This window comes from Mesotoga sp. Brook.08.105.5.1 (genome assembly GCF_002752635.1).
Classification (GTDB): domain Bacteria; phylum Thermotogota; class Thermotogae; order Petrotogales; family Kosmotogaceae; genus Mesotoga.
In genome coordinates this window covers 163,174-177,569 of sequence record NZ_AYTW01000005.1, presented here as the reverse complement: position 1 = coordinate 177,569, position 14,396 = coordinate 163,174, and the positions used below count along the sequence as shown (strand labels likewise).

18 protein-coding genes are annotated in these 14,396 nt (G+C 45.9%); all 18 read right to left on the bottom strand.

The window, feature by feature from the left end:
• Complete coding sequence (gene rpmC, locus V512_RS02660) at positions 1-201, bottom strand: 50S ribosomal protein L29 (protein ID WP_099772028.1); 201 nt, start codon at positions 199-201, stop codon at positions 1-3.
• Positions 201-626, bottom strand: a complete 426-nt coding sequence (rplP, locus tag V512_RS02655; RefSeq protein ID WP_006492352.1) for a 50S ribosomal protein L16 — start codon at positions 624-626, stop codon at positions 201-203. Before rplP ends, rpmC begins: the two co-directional genes overlap by 1 nt.
• A gap of 24 nt (positions 627-650) precedes the next feature.
• Positions 651-1,280, bottom strand: coding sequence for a 30S ribosomal protein S3 (rpsC, locus tag V512_RS02650; protein ID WP_099828912.1), 630 nt, complete (start codon positions 1,278-1,280; stop codon positions 651-653).
• A 10-nt stretch (positions 1,281-1,290) separates the two neighbouring features.
• Complete coding sequence (gene rplV, locus V512_RS02645) at positions 1,291-1,725, bottom strand: 50S ribosomal protein L22 (protein WP_099829017.1); 435 nt, start codon at positions 1,723-1,725, stop codon at positions 1,291-1,293.
• A gap of 14 nt (positions 1,726-1,739) precedes the next feature.
• Positions 1,740-2,024, bottom strand: coding sequence for a 30S ribosomal protein S19 (rpsS, locus tag V512_RS02640; RefSeq protein WP_039882973.1), 285 nt, complete (start codon positions 2,022-2,024; stop codon positions 1,740-1,742).
• 19 nt (positions 2,025-2,043) lie between these two features.
• Positions 2,044-2,871, bottom strand: coding sequence for a 50S ribosomal protein L2 (rplB, locus tag V512_RS02635; RefSeq protein ID WP_099828911.1), 828 nt, complete (start codon positions 2,869-2,871; stop codon positions 2,044-2,046).
• 16 nt (positions 2,872-2,887) lie between these two features.
• Positions 2,888-3,187 (bottom strand): 50S ribosomal protein L23, encoded by a 300-nt coding sequence (rplW, locus tag V512_RS02630; protein ID WP_099828910.1) that lies wholly within the window; start codon positions 3,185-3,187, stop codon positions 2,888-2,890.
• Positions 3,187-3,867 carry a 50S ribosomal protein L4 gene (gene rplD, locus V512_RS02625; protein WP_099828909.1) on the bottom strand — a complete coding sequence of 227 codons (681 nt, stop codon included), beginning with the start codon at positions 3,865-3,867 and terminating at the stop codon, positions 3,187-3,189. The genes rplW and rplD overlap by 1 nt, the downstream gene beginning before the upstream one ends.
• Positions 3,868-3,899: 32 nt before the next feature.
• On the bottom strand, positions 3,900-4,532 hold the full coding sequence (rplC, locus tag V512_RS02620) for a 50S ribosomal protein L3 (protein ID WP_099828908.1): 633 nt from the start codon (positions 4,530-4,532) through the stop codon (positions 3,900-3,902).
• Between the two features lie 22 nt (positions 4,533-4,554).
• On the bottom strand, positions 4,555-4,863 hold the full coding sequence (rpsJ, locus tag V512_RS02615) for a 30S ribosomal protein S10 (RefSeq protein WP_006492343.1): 309 nt from the start codon (positions 4,861-4,863) through the stop codon (positions 4,555-4,557).
• Positions 4,864-4,933: 70 nt separating this feature from the next.
• Entirely contained in the window at positions 4,934-6,130 is a 1,197-nt protein-coding gene (tuf, locus tag V512_RS02610) for an elongation factor Tu (protein WP_099828907.1), read from the bottom strand.
• A 33-nt stretch (positions 6,131-6,163) separates the two neighbouring features.
• The gene (gene fusA / locus V512_RS02605) at positions 6,164-8,236 is read right to left on the bottom strand and encodes an elongation factor G (RefSeq protein WP_099828906.1); all 2,073 of its coding nucleotides are present in this window, start codon (positions 8,234-8,236) and stop codon (positions 6,164-6,166) included.
• Between the two features lie 25 nt (positions 8,237-8,261).
• Positions 8,262-8,729, bottom strand: coding sequence for a 30S ribosomal protein S7 (gene rpsG / locus V512_RS02600; protein ID WP_099828905.1), 468 nt, complete (start codon positions 8,727-8,729; stop codon positions 8,262-8,264).
• A gap of 14 nt (positions 8,730-8,743) precedes the next feature.
• Positions 8,744-9,118 (bottom strand): 30S ribosomal protein S12, encoded by a 375-nt coding sequence (gene rpsL, locus V512_RS02595; protein ID WP_006492338.1) that lies wholly within the window; start codon positions 9,116-9,118, stop codon positions 8,744-8,746.
• Between the two features lie 120 nt (positions 9,119-9,238).
• Positions 9,239-10,168, bottom strand: coding sequence for a DNA polymerase III subunit delta (locus V512_RS02590; RefSeq protein ID WP_099828904.1), 930 nt, complete (start codon positions 10,166-10,168; stop codon positions 9,239-9,241).
• Complete coding sequence (locus tag V512_RS02585; protein ID WP_243392221.1) at positions 10,140-11,957, bottom strand: penicillin-binding transpeptidase domain-containing protein; 1,818 nt, start codon at positions 11,955-11,957, stop codon at positions 10,140-10,142. The genes V512_RS02590 and V512_RS02585 overlap by 29 nt, the downstream gene beginning before the upstream one ends.
• A gap of 356 nt (positions 11,958-12,313) precedes the next feature.
• On the bottom strand, positions 12,314-13,213 hold the full coding sequence (rsmH, locus tag V512_RS02575) for a 16S rRNA (cytosine(1402)-N(4))-methyltransferase RsmH (RefSeq protein WP_099828901.1): 900 nt from the start codon (positions 13,211-13,213) through the stop codon (positions 12,314-12,316).
• Positions 13,214-13,279: 66 nt separating this feature from the next.
• Positions 13,280-14,392, bottom strand: a complete 1,113-nt coding sequence (gene prfB, locus V512_RS02570; RefSeq protein ID WP_099828900.1) for a peptide chain release factor 2 — start codon at positions 14,390-14,392, stop codon at positions 13,280-13,282.
• Between the last annotated feature and the right edge of the window lie 4 nt (positions 14,393-14,396).

Below are 14,396 nucleotides of genomic sequence, written 5' to 3'. Positions count from 1 at the left end.
CTACCTCCTTATCCCCAGCTCACGACCGCGAAGGATAGTCTTTATCCTGGCTATGTCGCGCTTTACTACAGTTATCTGGGAATGGTTCTTCAACCTGTTCATTTCCAGCTGGAACCTGAGGTCCATCAGCTTTCTTTTTGAATCTTCGAGCATCTGAGTGAGTTCTTCATCGGTGAACTTTTGAAGTTCGACTGCTTTCATCAGAGCTCACCTCCTATCTGATACCTCGGTACTATCTTTGTTCTGATAGGTAACTTAGAAGCAGCTTTTTCGAGAGCCTCTTTCGCAAGCTGGTCAGGCACTCCTCCTATTTCGAACATGATCTTCCCGGGCTTCACGACAGCTACCCAGCCTTCGACATCTCCCTTTCCCTTCCCCATTCTCACGCCAATACCTTTTGATGTAATAGGTTTGTCAGGGAAGATTCGAATCCAGAGATTACCATTCCTCTTAAGTGTTCTCGTAATCGCAATTCGGCAGGACTCGATCTGCTGAGCAGTTATCCAGTGTGGTTCGAGAGCCTTTATTCCCCATTCACCAAAGTGAACGATTGTCCCGCCTTTTGCCTTGCCGTTCATCTTACCTCTTTGTTGCTTCCTGTATTTTACCCTTTTGGGCATTAACATTATGAACTACCTCCCCTCTTGCAATTACACCTGTACGTCGCCTTTGTAGATCCATACCTTCACTCCGATTATTCCCATCTTAGTAAAGGCTGTGGTGTAACCGTAGTCCAGATCAGCTCTGAGGGTCTGGAGAGGAAGTCTTCCTTCCAGGTACCACTCTGTCCTGGCAATATCAGCTCCGTTCAGTCTTCCGGAAACCATTATCTTGATACCTTTAGCTCCCTTTCTCATTGCAGTGAATATCGCTCTCTTCATGGCTCTCTTATAAGAAGCTCTCTTCTCAATTCTTGACGCAATATCCTCAGCAACAAGAATCGCATCGGTCTCGGGTGTTTTCACTTCTTCGATATTCAGCTGGAACTGCCTGGTTATAAGCTTCTCCAGCCGCTGCCTTAGCAGCTTCACTTCACTGCCTTTCTTTCCAATCATCACACCAGGTCTGGCGCACTTGATGGTAATAACCACCTTACCTGGCTCCGGCCTTTCGATGTAAATGTCGGAAACTCCGGCAGCCATGTAATTCTTCTTAAGAAAGTCCCTTATCTTAAGATCTTCGAGTAGATATTCTTTGTAGTTCCTCTCGTTAATCCATCGGGCTTTCCAATCTTTACTTACACCAAGCCTGAATCCATAAGGATGTACCTTCTGACCCACTTATGTCACCTCACTCCTGAGGATTGCTAGTTTCTTCGCGGTTTGCTACAACAACGGTTATGTGGCTAAATCTTTTCTGCTGAATATCTGCTCTTCCTCTACCTCGCGGCCACAATCGCTTCATTCTCGGACCGTCATCAACTACAGCTTTTTCAACATAGAGACTATCGATATTCAGTCCAAAATTGTTCTCTGCATTTGCTACTGCAGAGCGCAGAACTTTGTAAACCAAACGGGAGGCCTTTTTTGGTGAGAACTCTAGAATCTGAAAAGCCTCGCCCACTTCCTTATTTCTTATTGCGTTGACAACTGATCTCGCCTTTCTAGGGGAGATTCTGACAAACTTCGCAACTGCCTTTGCCTGAGTGACAGGAGTTGCTGCTGCTTCTTCTTTGCGCTTCCTATGGAAAACAGAACGCTTATCTCTCTGCGTAGCCTGCGCCATCTCAGCACCCTCCCTCATCTTACTTCACCCTTCTTGCTTTTCTTATCGGCATGCCCACCGAACCTCCTGGTGGGAGAGAACTCACCCAGTCTGTGACCAATCATATTCTCTGAAATGTAAACAGGTATATGCTTCATCCCGTTGTAGACAGCTATTGTGTGTCCGATCATTTCAGGAAGAATCATGGACGCCCTGCTCCAAGTCTTTATGGGTTTCTTTTCTCCCTTTTCATTCAGCTCTCTAATCTTTTTCAAGAGACTCGGGTGTACGTATGGGCCTTTCTTCTTAGATCTCGACATCTTCAACTACACCCCCTGATCAATTCTGGTTCCTGCGCTTCACTATGAGGTTATCTGAAGGCTTCTTGTTCTTCCTTGTCTTGTAACCTCTGGCCGGCTGGCCCCAGGGGCTCTGAGGAAGGTGTCCCTTAGAACGCCCTTCTCCTCCACCCATCGGGTGATCGACCGGGTTCATCGTCATGCCTCTGACCGACGGTCTAACTCCAAGCCATCTCTTTCTACCTGCTTTTCCATGGACCTCATTCGAGTGTTCTTCATTTCCGACCATGCCGATAGTTGCCATGCATTTCACAACTACTCTTCTCAACTCACCAGACGGCATCCTAAGAAGAGCGTATCTTCCCTCTTTTGCCATTAGCTGTGCGTAGGTACCCGCAGCTCTCGCAATCTGGCCGCCCTTGCCTGGTATAAACTCAACGTTATGCACGATCGTGCCGACCGGTATTCGCTCCAGTGGCATTGAATTTCCAACTGAAATTTCAGCCTGGTCGCCGTTCTGAATACCATCTCCGACCTTCAAACCCTTCGGAGCCAGCATGTATCTCTTCTCACCGTCGATGTATTGGAGAAGAGCAATCCTCGCCGTTCTGTTCGGGTCATACTCTATCGATACGACTTTCGCAGGAATACCTATCTTGTCTCTCTTGAAATCGATAACCCTGTAACGCTTTTTGGTTCCGCCACCCTGATGTCTAACAGTTATCCTTCCATGATGGTTTCTACCCGCGTTCTTGTTGATTGGCTCCAGAAGAGACTTTTCCGGTTCAGTCTTTGTAACTTCCTTGAAGTCTGGAAGAAGCATAAACCGTCTGCTTTTGGTGACGGGATTAAACTTTCTCAATGCCATATCATCTCACCTCACCTTAGTGTTGGCCTTCGAGTTCTTTAATCCTGTATCCAGTCACAAGCGTAACGATTGCTTTCTTCCAGGACCTCGACTTGCCAACAAAGACACCGCGCTTCTTTGGTTTTCCCTTCATGTTCATGATATTTACCTGTTTAACCTTCACATTGAAAAGCTTCTCAACGGCGTCTTTGACTGTCTGCTTATTGGCATCTCTATGAACCTCAAAAATGTACTTGTTCAATTCACCAGAAGCAACTGTCTTTTCAGTGATCAACGGTCTGAGGAGAACGTCTCCGTAATACTTCTTTTCAGTCATTACCCGAGCACCTCCTCGATCTTACGAACAAGATCAGTAGTGATCACAAGCTTTTCATGATTTACTATGTCGTAGACGTTAAGCCCGTCGATATTCGCCTTACTGGTGACGGCTGTATTTCCGGGATTGTCTGCGATTATTACCTTCACGCCATAGATGTTTTTCCCGGAGAGTCTAACGTTCTGATACTCATCCTTCTGCCACGGCAGAACGAAGAGCGTCTTCTGCGACTTATCGAGTCCAAGGTTACTCAAGACCTCCCTGAGCTGCTTCGTCTTTGGTTTGTCGAATTTGAGATCATCCAACACAATTAAATTGCCTTCATTGAGTCTGATACTTAGAACTGATCGTAGCGCAACCTTCTTCATTTTCTTGGTCATATTGAACGACCAGTCTTTTGGCTTCGGTCCATGAATCACTCCACCGTGCCTCCAGAGTGGACTTCTGGTTGAACCGACTCTGGCTCTTCCTGTGTGTTTCTGGGCCCAGGGTTTTCTTCCCCCGCCCCTAACCTCTGATCTTGTCTTCGCCGAAGCCAGTCCGGCACGTCTGCCTGAAAGCTGCATATTAACGTATCTGTACATCAGATCCTTGTTAGGTTCAACGTTAAAAACGCTTTCACTCAGTTCTACTGTGCCAACTTTCTGGCCGGCCATATTCACAACGTCGGCTTGAGCCATTGTTGCGTCCTCCTTCCAACACATTTTCGGGGCTATCTGTTTGCGCTCTTGATTATTAAGAGGCCGCCCCTCGCTCCTGGAACTGCGCCATAAATGGCTAAGAGTCCATTCTCTGCATCGACTTTTACTACGGTTAGATTCTTTACTGTCTTCTTTTCGTTACCGTACTGACCGGGCATCTTCTTGCCCTTCCAGATCTTCGCCGGATCAGTGTGGTTACCTACTGAACCTAGCTCTCTGTGGAATTTCGAACCATGAGAAGCCTCTCCGCCTCTAAAGTTCCATCTCTTCATCGCGCCGGAAAAACCTCTCCCCTTCGAAAATCCAGTCACATCTACCTTCTCGCCTTCAGAAAAGACGCCGACTTCTATGATATCACCAACATTGAAGTCATTGACGTTACCAAACTTGAACTCTTTGAGAACTCTATGTGGTTTGACCTTTGCTGCTTCAAACTTTTTCACCAGAGGCTTTGTAAGTATTTTCTTTGCTCTTTCCGGTGTAAGCTCTTCGAATCCAACTTGAACGGCGTCGTATTCGCCACCTTCACTCGTCTTTTTCTGTACTACTGTACATGGACCGGCTTTCACTACGGTAACTCCGAAGGCTTTTCCATCTTTGTATATAGTTGTCATACCGAGTTTTCTACCCAATATACCTTTCATCTATCACACCTCCGAAGTCTCTTTACAGTTTAATCTCCACGTCTACACCCGCGGGGAGGTCGACTTTCATAAGAGAATCTATCGTCTTTGGTGTAGGATCTAGGATCTCAATCAACCTCTTATGAACTAGCTTCTCAAACTGCTCTCTTGCATCCTTGAACTTGTGTGGCGAAGTTAGAACAGTGTAGAGCGTCCTCTCCGTTGGCAATGGCACCGGACCCGATACCTTAGCATTGGTGAGCTTTACAGCTTCGACAATTTTCTTGGCCGACAAGTCAAGCAGTTTATGATCGTAAGCCTTCAAGCGAATCCTGATTTTTTGCTTGGCCATGCCTAAATGTTCCCTCCTTCTGTTAACAGGGAAGGGAGATTACTCCCCCTTCTCCTGGAAAGACCGTTAATCACTCAATTATTGAGCTGACGACTCCGGCGCCAACTGTCCTGCCACCCTCACGGATTGCAAATCTCAAACCCTTTTCAATCGCAACGGGGTAGATAAGCTGGATAGTCATTTCAACGTTATCGCCAGGAATAACCATTTCGACACCCTCGGGAAGATCCGCGATTTCTCCAGTAACGTCTGCTGTCTTAATGAAGAACTGAGGCCTGTAACCCTTTGTAAACGGAGAATGGCGACCTCCCTCTTCCTTCTTCAGAACATAGACGTTTGCAGTGAATTTCTTGTGAGGTGTTATTGATCCTGGTTTTGCAAGTACCTGCCCTCTCTTGACTTCTTCCTTTGCCACACCTCTCAGAAGTGCCCCGATATTGTCGCCGGCCTGCCCCTCATCAAGGAGTTTTCTGAACATTTCCACACCGGTACATACTGTCTTCTTCGTCTCATAGGAAAGTCCAATTATCTCAACTTCATCACCGACATGAACAGCTCCGCGCTCGATTCTTCCAGTAACTACCGTTCCTCTTCCTGTAATGGTGAAGATATCCTCCACTGGCATGAGGAATGGCTTGTCAGTTTCTCTGACAGGCTCCGGGAAGTAATCGTCGCAGGCATTCATCAGCTCGTATATGCTCTCTGTCCATTCATTTGGACTATCTGCTTCAAGTGCCTTCAGCGCAGAGCCCTTGATAACTGGAAGCTCGTCACCAGGGAACTCATAGGAGGAAAGAAGCTCTCTTACTTCTTCCTCAACCAGTTCGACCAATTCTTCATCGTCGACTGCGTCGACCTTGTTTATGTACACCACCATTGCGGGAACGTTGACCTGTCTCGCAAGGAGAACGTGTTCCCTCGTCTGAGGCATGACACCGTCAGTAGCAGCGACAACAAGAATAGCCCCGTCCATCTGAGCGGCTCCGGTGATCATGTTCTTGATATAGTCAGCGTGACCTGGACAGTCGATGTGGGCGTAATGCCTTTTGTCAGTCTGGTACTCGATATGAGCAACGTTGATTGTGATTCCTCTTGCTTTTTCCTCCGGCGCCTTGTCAATTGAGTCAAACGGGGAGAAGTCAGCAAGACCCTTGAATGCCAGACTCTTTGTAATTGCCGCAGTAAGAGTAGTCTTACCGTGGTCAATGTGTCCAATCGTACCGATGTTAAGATGTGGTTTTGAACGTTCAAATTTTTCCTTAGCCATGGTTTCCCTCCTCCAAAAACTTATTTGGGATCTCTATCTTCCAAGAATCTTATCTGCAATTTTCACTGGAACTTCCGAATAGTGGGAGAACTGAATAATGTGGATTGCTCTTCCCTGCGAGAGGGATCTGCAAACTGTCGCATAACCGAAAAGCTCGGAAAGAGGAACGTGAGCCTTAATAATCTTGAGACCAGCCCTGGTCTCGAAACCCTCAATCTTGGCTCGCCTGGAATTCAGATCAGCAATCAAGTCTCCCATATATTCTTCAGGCGTATTAATCTCTACAGCCATTATCGGTTCAAGCAAAGAAGGACTCGCTTTGCGTACAGCTTCTTTGAAGGCCATCGATCCAGCAATACTGAAAGCAATCTCCGAAGAATCCACTTCATGGTAAGAACCGTCCAGCAAAGAAACTTTCACGTTGACCATTGGGTAACCAGCAAGAAATCCCGAATCCATCGCTTCTCTGACTCCACGCTCAACAGGCTTTATGAACTCCCTCGGAATTGTTCCGCCAACCGTACTGTCTTCAAAAACGAAGTTGGAATTCTTGTCAGTGATGGGCTCAACACTTAAGATCACATGCCCGTACTGACCCTTGCCACCGGTCTGTCTTATATACTTCGCTTCACCAATGGCTTTCGCTCTTATTGTCTCTCGATAAGCGACCTGTGGGTTTCCAACCCTTAGGCCAACGTTGAACTCTCTCTTGATTCTCTCAACAATTACCTCAAGATGAAGTTCCCCCATTCCCGACAAGATCGTCTCTCCCATCTCGGTGTCAACATAACTCCTAAGGGAAGGATCCTCCTCTACGAGAGCAAAAAGCGCTTTACTCAGCTTAGAAGCATCATCTTTAGTCTGTGGTTCTATCGCAATCGAGATTACAGGTTCCGGAAACTCGATCTTCTCCAAGATAATCTTTTCATCAGCACGACCCACTGTTTCTCCGGTCATGGTATTCTTTAAACCAACGACTGCAACTATATCCCCGGCACGTATATAGTCAACCTCTTCTCTCTTATCTGCATGCATAAATAGTAGTCTGGAAATCCTCTCCTTGACGTTCTTGTTTGCGTTAATTACGTATGATCCCTTCTCTAGAGAACCTGAATACACCCTTAAAAAGGTCAATTTTCCAACAAATGGATCAACCATTATCTTGAAAGCCAATGCAACAAAGGGTCCGTTCTCGTCCGGGTGAACCTCAATTTCATTTCCACTGTCAATTAACTCTCCTATTACGGGGGGTAGATCCTTCGGCGATGGCAGGTAATCGACAACAGCATCGAGCAGCAGCTGAATCCCCTTGTTCTTAAAGGCAGATCCACAGAGAACCGGAGTCAATAGTCCCGCAAGAGTAGCTTTCCTTATTGCCGCTTTCATTCTATCTGACGGAAGATCCTTACCCTCTATATATAACTCCATGAGTTCTTCATCAAACTCAGCGACGTGAGTAACCAGATCTTCACGAGCCTCTTCCACCTCGTTCAGCATACTCTCAGGTATCATGGAGACTCCGTATTCCGTCCCGTTTTGGTTAGTCCATCGAAACGCTTTCATCTCGACAAGGTCAATAACGCCTTCGAAGTTTGCCTCAGAACCAATTGGGAGCTGAATTGCCACGGGGTTGGCCTTCAATTTAGCAATCATGGAATCAACTGCCGCCTTGAAATCAGCTCCGATTTTATCCATCTTGTTCATGAAGGCAATTCTAGGGACATGATATTTGTCTGCCTGTCTCCAAACTGTCTCGGACTGCGGCTCTACTCCAGCCTGAGCGTCAAACACGGCAACGGCGCCGTCAAGAACCCTCAACGATCTTTCGACCTCAACCGTAAAGTCAACGTGCCCGGGTGTATCAATAATATTAATCCGATAATCCTTCCAAAATGCTGTAGTTGCTGCAGAAGTGATAGTGATGCCTCTTTCCTTCTCCTGGTCCATCCAATCCATTGTTGCGGTACCTTCGTCAACACTACCGAGCTTGTAATTTTTTCCAGTATAGAAGAGAATACGCTCGGTGGTAGTTGTCTTACCCGCGTCTATATGAGCCATTATTCCTATGTTTCGGGTCTTTTCTAGGGTCGTGACTCTCTCTTTCACTATCCTTCCTCCTGCCGAACTGCCTCTACCATCTGAAATGAGCGTAAGCCTTTCCAGCCTCCGCCATTCTGTGCACGTCTTCTCTCTTCTTAACTGCGTTTCCCTGTCCATTGTATGCGTCAACAAGTTCCAAAGCGAGCTTCTCTTTGAGTGGTTTGCCCGACTTCGACCTAGCGGATGTTACTATCCATCTTATCGCAAGCGCAACTGCACGTCTTTCAGGAACTTCGAAAGGTATCTGATATGTAGACCCCCCAACTCTTCTTGGCCTTACTTCCAAAAGAGGCTTCACGTTGTTAAGAGCTTTCTTAAATGCCTCCATCGGGGGCTGCTTAGTTCTCTCAGAGAGAGCTTCGAGTGCTCCATATACCGTTGCTTCTGCCTTGCTCTTCTTTCCATCAATCATTATCTTGTTGATTAATCTTGTTACTACTGCGTCATTGTAGATTGGATCAAGTACTACTTCTCTCTTCTCAGACTGACGTCTTCTCATCTAGAACTGCCTCCTTATTTCTTCGGCCTCTTGGCGCCATATCGACTTCTCGACTGCTTCCTGTTCGCTACACCTTCAGCGTCTAAAGTACCTCTCACTATCTTGTATCTTACGCCAGGAAGGTCCTTCACTCTTCCACCTCTCACAAGAACTACGGAATGCTCCTGCAGGTTGTGACCTTCACCAGGAATGTAGGCCGTTACTTCTGTCCCATTTGAGAGACGTACTCTCGCGATTTTCCTCAGAGCTGAGTTCGGCTTCTTAGGTGTCATTGTAGAGACCCTTACACAGACTCCTCGCTTCTGAGGATTGTTTTCAAGAGCCGGAGAAGCAGACTTCTGCTTCAACTGTTTCCTTCCGTGTCTTATCAATTGATTTATAGTGGGCATCTGGTTGCGATTCGCCTCCTTATAAGCATTTTGCCGAAAGCAATTGTACAATGCGCTGGTGGTACTGTCAATTGAAGCTAGCTGAACGGGATGTTTCAGGTAGAAAATGTTACCTAAGAGTTACTTCAAGTTTGAAGATTCTCCGACTAACTGAAAAAACGAAAGTTGCTGATTTGATTGCCCATTCTTTATTGATTCATCGAGCTCTTGAAGAAAGACGATTAGATTCTTCAGAAACAACCTGGAATGCAAAAGACTGAGATTTACTCTCTTCTCTCTCATGTTTGAAAAACTGTACCCCAGAAGTTTTGCAACTCTTGCACTAGCTATACCGGTCGAACTAGAGATATCTTTTATCTCCGTCCAAGTCACTCCTGTTCGTCCTTTTCTCTTCTCCAGTATCGTACCCAAATCAATAGCAAGCTTAGCCAGTACCGAGGAGAAGTAAGTAAATGGAACCGATGATTCCTTGGCGAAGCTAAGAAAACTCTCATCATTACTCAAGAAGCAAACCGCAAGGAATTCAACCTCTGTAGCGATATCGAAATCGATAAACTTCTCAACAGTTTTCTCATCTATTTCGGGAGAGAGTACGGATAATTTTTCAAGTTCACGGAGGATTCTGAATTCTTTCTTTCCCACTCTGCTTAAAATGACCTCAGCAGCAGCCCTAGAGATCGTTTTCCCGATAAGTTTGGCAATTTTCATTGTGTGCAACTGCCACTTGTCGTCTTCCCACGGCTTAGGAAGAACGAAGATGTGCTTTTCTGACTCAACATCTATGTTCAAACGTCCCTCGATGAAAACATCGATCTCCTCACCTAAGGAAAAAATCAACGCCTCAACGGCCTTCCTCTCCTCTTTCTTCCAAAGATCAAATTTGGAGAGCTTCACAGGTTTCGGTCCGAACATCCCCACGGTCGAAATAGCCGTCCTGAACTTTACGCTCTTGTCAGGCATATCTTCGCTTATGTGGAAAAAACCCGTTGCTCTCTCTCGAATGAAGAAGTCTTTCAGAACCTCACTGTCCCCCGTTATCTCGTATATCATAGCTTAATGCTCCTAACCACACTTCAAATCTATCTTCAACAGGCTGGCCTATCTCCGGATACTGGCTTATGACACAACCCGAGCCGTGAATTACTATCTTGTCGACCCCATAGATCTCCGCAATTTCTCTTACATCTAGTAGTGAGTATCCTCCTAGATCGGGCATCTTCCAGCTGTAAACACCTTCGTAGATCTCTTTTTCAACACCTATCCCGTATAGATTTCTCACAATTGACGCAAACATCGGAGCCGCTACGAATCCTCCGTAGTAAGCGCCTGCCTTCGGTGTATCTATCATTATATATAAAGTGTATGTCGGATTTTCAACAGGAAAGAAACCGTAGAAAAGTGAATAATAAGTCTCTTCGTTATACCCTCCCGGTCCAGCCTTTTGAGCAGTTCCGGTCTTCCCGGCTATTCTGATTCCATCAACTCTGGCCATTGTGCCGGTTCCCTCGATCACTACGCTCTCAAGTATTGGAAGCATGGTTGAAACTAGTTCTGGGGAAAACAGAGTCCCATCAACTTTCTTAGGAATGTTTGTCAGCCCCTCACCGCTCCTTATGGCTCTGACAAACGTTGGAGTAATGAATTGCCCCCCTGAAGGAAAGACATTGAGAGCTTTTACCATCTGGAATATGTTAACCCCGAGACCCTGACCTATTGGGAACTGGTAGGGAGAAATCAAAGACCAATCCTTTGCCCTGGGTAGAATTCCGGGAGTCTCGCCAGGAAGATCTACTCCTGAGAGCCTACCAAACCCAATATTTCTTAACTGATTGTACATTTCCTCCTTACCAAGAGTATTAAGTATCTTCCCGCCCACCTGAACTGCAGCAACGTTGCATGAATTGATGATTGCCTCCCTGAAAGTCTGAACACCGTGTCGTTCGCCCTCTACATCTCTGATAACTATGTCGAGTCCAGGAACAGGCTGGATCCTTCCAGTGCATTGAAAAGTCATGGTTTCTGTAATAGATCCGCTTTGCAACGCCAATGAGTAGATCAACGGTTTTATTGTTGAACCTGGTTCAAAGATTCCCATCAATCCAACGTCCCAGTCGTAAGCACCTGCATACGCCAGTATCTTTCCCGTCTTGCTCTCTATGAGGAGCGCAACTCCACCGTCTGCCATGTTCTTCTCGACGGTTGTCATTAGTTCTTCGTATACCATCTTCTGAATGTCTATGTCAATCGAGAGATATATGTCATCGCCATTTGTTGGTTCTTCTCTCCAGGCACTTGTGAGCGTCCTTCTTATCAAACCGTCCTCTTTGCCTGAAAGATGCTCGTTGTAGCTTAGCTCTATACCATTAAGCGGAACCCCGCCCTTGTCAAGCTTACCGATTATCCTATCTAAACCATATTCTCCAAAACTCAATCTCTCCCTCTGCATTTCCAGGGAGATATACCGTCTTGTTATCGGTGTAATTCTTCGTTGCATCTCATCGTTAGTCGGCGCAGTGCCAAGAAGGAGAAAACTCTTTGTGCTCTGAAGATTTTCCTGAAGCTTCTCATAAGAAATGCCGAAAGAAAGCTCAACATTCTTGAGAACACGATCCACTTGATCGGACGAAGTCGCAAGTCGTAGATACCCAAGATCAAGCCATGCTTCATAGATCAGTGAATCACTAGCTAGAAGTCTGCCTCTTGAATCGTAGATAGAGCCTCTCAGAGCAGGAATCTTGTTTACTCCGAGCATCACCGGCAAATCCGGGTCAGTAAACAGGGAGATATATCCCGCTCTTACCGCGAAGACTCCTACACAAAGTATAAGAAGAACATACAACAGTGTAACTCTGCTAGCCAGTCTCTTGATTTAAGATCCACCTCGACAAAGTTCTACTTTTCTGCTCTCACCCCAACAACCGTCTGTAAATATGAAATTTCCCTAGAGACATCTCCTAGTCGAGACTTCATGACTGTGATGCTCTGCTCTCTATTCGTCGCCACCTCTGTAATTTTATCAACTTCATTGCCAAAATAGAACGGGAGAGCAATTGAAACTGCCAGTGAAAGAAAAATCACAAGAACTTGCAGAAAACCAAATAAACCCCATACTTCACTGTTCGTTAAGGCTTCGCCGCCCTCACGCGCCAGCGATTTCCGCTTCGCTGTTATGGCTTGCACGAGATGTTCCTCCCTTCAAATCCGCTCCGCTGCCCTCAACCTTGCACTTCTTGCTCTTAGATTGAGTTCTACTTCTTCTTGTGACGGCTGTATGGGTTTCTTCGTAAGGATCTTCAACTCTGAGTCCGATTTCTCCCTGAATACCCTTTTTGCTATGCCGTCTTCCAAAGAATGAAATGAAATAAAAACGATCCTACCGCCTTGCTTAAGAAAACCGGGAATGCTTCTCAGGACACCTTCGATGTTCTCTAATTCCTTGTTAACTACAATTCTTATCGCTTGAAACGTCTTTGTTGCGAAATGTCTTTTCCTCTTGTACCTTTCGGCCGGTGGCATTGCTGCTTTCACTGCATCGTGCAACTCTCTGGTAGTAGATAAAGGTCTTCTGTTAACTATGCATTTCGCTATTCTTCTGGCAAATCTCTTCTCGTCACCATACTCAAAGATGATCCTCGACAGTTCACTTTCGCTGTAGCTGTTCACAACATCTGCTGCTGTAATCTTATTTGAGAGATCCATACGCATATCGAGCGGTTCGTCCAGTTCGTACGAAAACCCTCTTCCTTTAGCCTTCAGCTGAAAAGTGGAAGTGCCAACATCCAACAAAACTCCGTCTACCCTTTCAACGCCTGCCTGCCTTAATACTGTTTCGAAATCAACGTAAGAAGAATTAAATAGTCTGAACTTGCCCCGGTATTCTTCGAGATTCTGCTCCGCTAAATCCAGAACCTCACGGTCTACATCCAGTCCAATGACTCTTGCCTGACCGTTGGTGGCCTTCAGTATTGCCTTTATGTGACCACCCTCTCCAGCGGTACAATCAAGATAGGTACCCTCAATACGTCCACCAAGCAAATAATGGAGCGCTTCGTGAACCATAACGCTCCTGTGGTGTTCATCATATTGCCTGGACACTGAATTCACTCCGCTCGGAAGAATAATAACATTTTTCTATAGCCAAAGTCAAACTCATAGCGATATTCATTCGAGAGATTTTTCTATTGATGAGAAGAAAAGCAGTTCCTTCTCAATGAATTCGTCTATCTCTCCATTCATTACAGATTGAATGTCGCCAGTCTCCGCATCTGTTCTGTGGTCTTTAACCATTGTGTAAGGCTGGAATACGTATGATCTTATCTGATTTCCCCACGAAATATCTTTTTGATCACCCATTAGCTTGAGTTTCTCGTTACGCTTTTTCTCTATCTCGATTTCAAATAGCTTTGCGTAGAGCATCTTCATTGCATTTGCCTTGTTTTGGTGCTGAGACCTTTCCGTCTGACATGCAACAACTATTCCTGTTGGAAGATGAGTAATTCTAACGGCAGAGTCTGTTTTGTTCACATGCTGCCCACCGGCACCGCCGGATCTGTATGTATCGACCTTGAGGTCTTCAGGTTTTATCTCGATTTCAGGTACTTCATCCATCTCGGGAAAGACACTAACAGAAGCAAAAGAAGTGTGTCTTCTGTGATTTGCATCAAATGGAGAAATTCTTACTAGCCTGTGGACACCCGCCTCAAACTTCAGCTTTCCATAGGCATGTGGACCAGCCAAATTCAGGGTTACACTCTTGATTCCTGCCTCATCTCCAGGCAATTCATCGACTATAGTTATTCTGTATCCATTTCCTTCGGCCCATCTCATGTACATCCTCATTAGCATTGACGCCCAGTCCTGGGACTCGGTTCCTCCGGCACCTGGGTGAATTGACATAAAACAGTTGTTATTATCGTACTTTCCGCTCAGGAGGATCGTTAGCTCAAACTCCCTGACCTTCTTTTCCGCCGATCTTACAAGCTCTTCAACGTTCTTGACGAAGCTTTCGTCTTCTCCCGATAGCTCAACAGCAATGTCAATGCTTTCAAACTCCTCTTCCACATCCCTTAGAAGAGCAAGGATTCCGCGGAGCGACTGCGCATCTATTCCCAGCTTGGAAGCCTCTCTTTGGTCGTTCCATATTGAGGGATCACTCATCCTTTTTTCGATATCCTTCAGTTTCTCATCTATCTTCTCGAGATCAAGAGTCTCTCTTATTGAATCGAATTTCTCCCTCAGCTCTTGAATTCTCAAGTTTGTTTCATAGCTAATCAAGTTA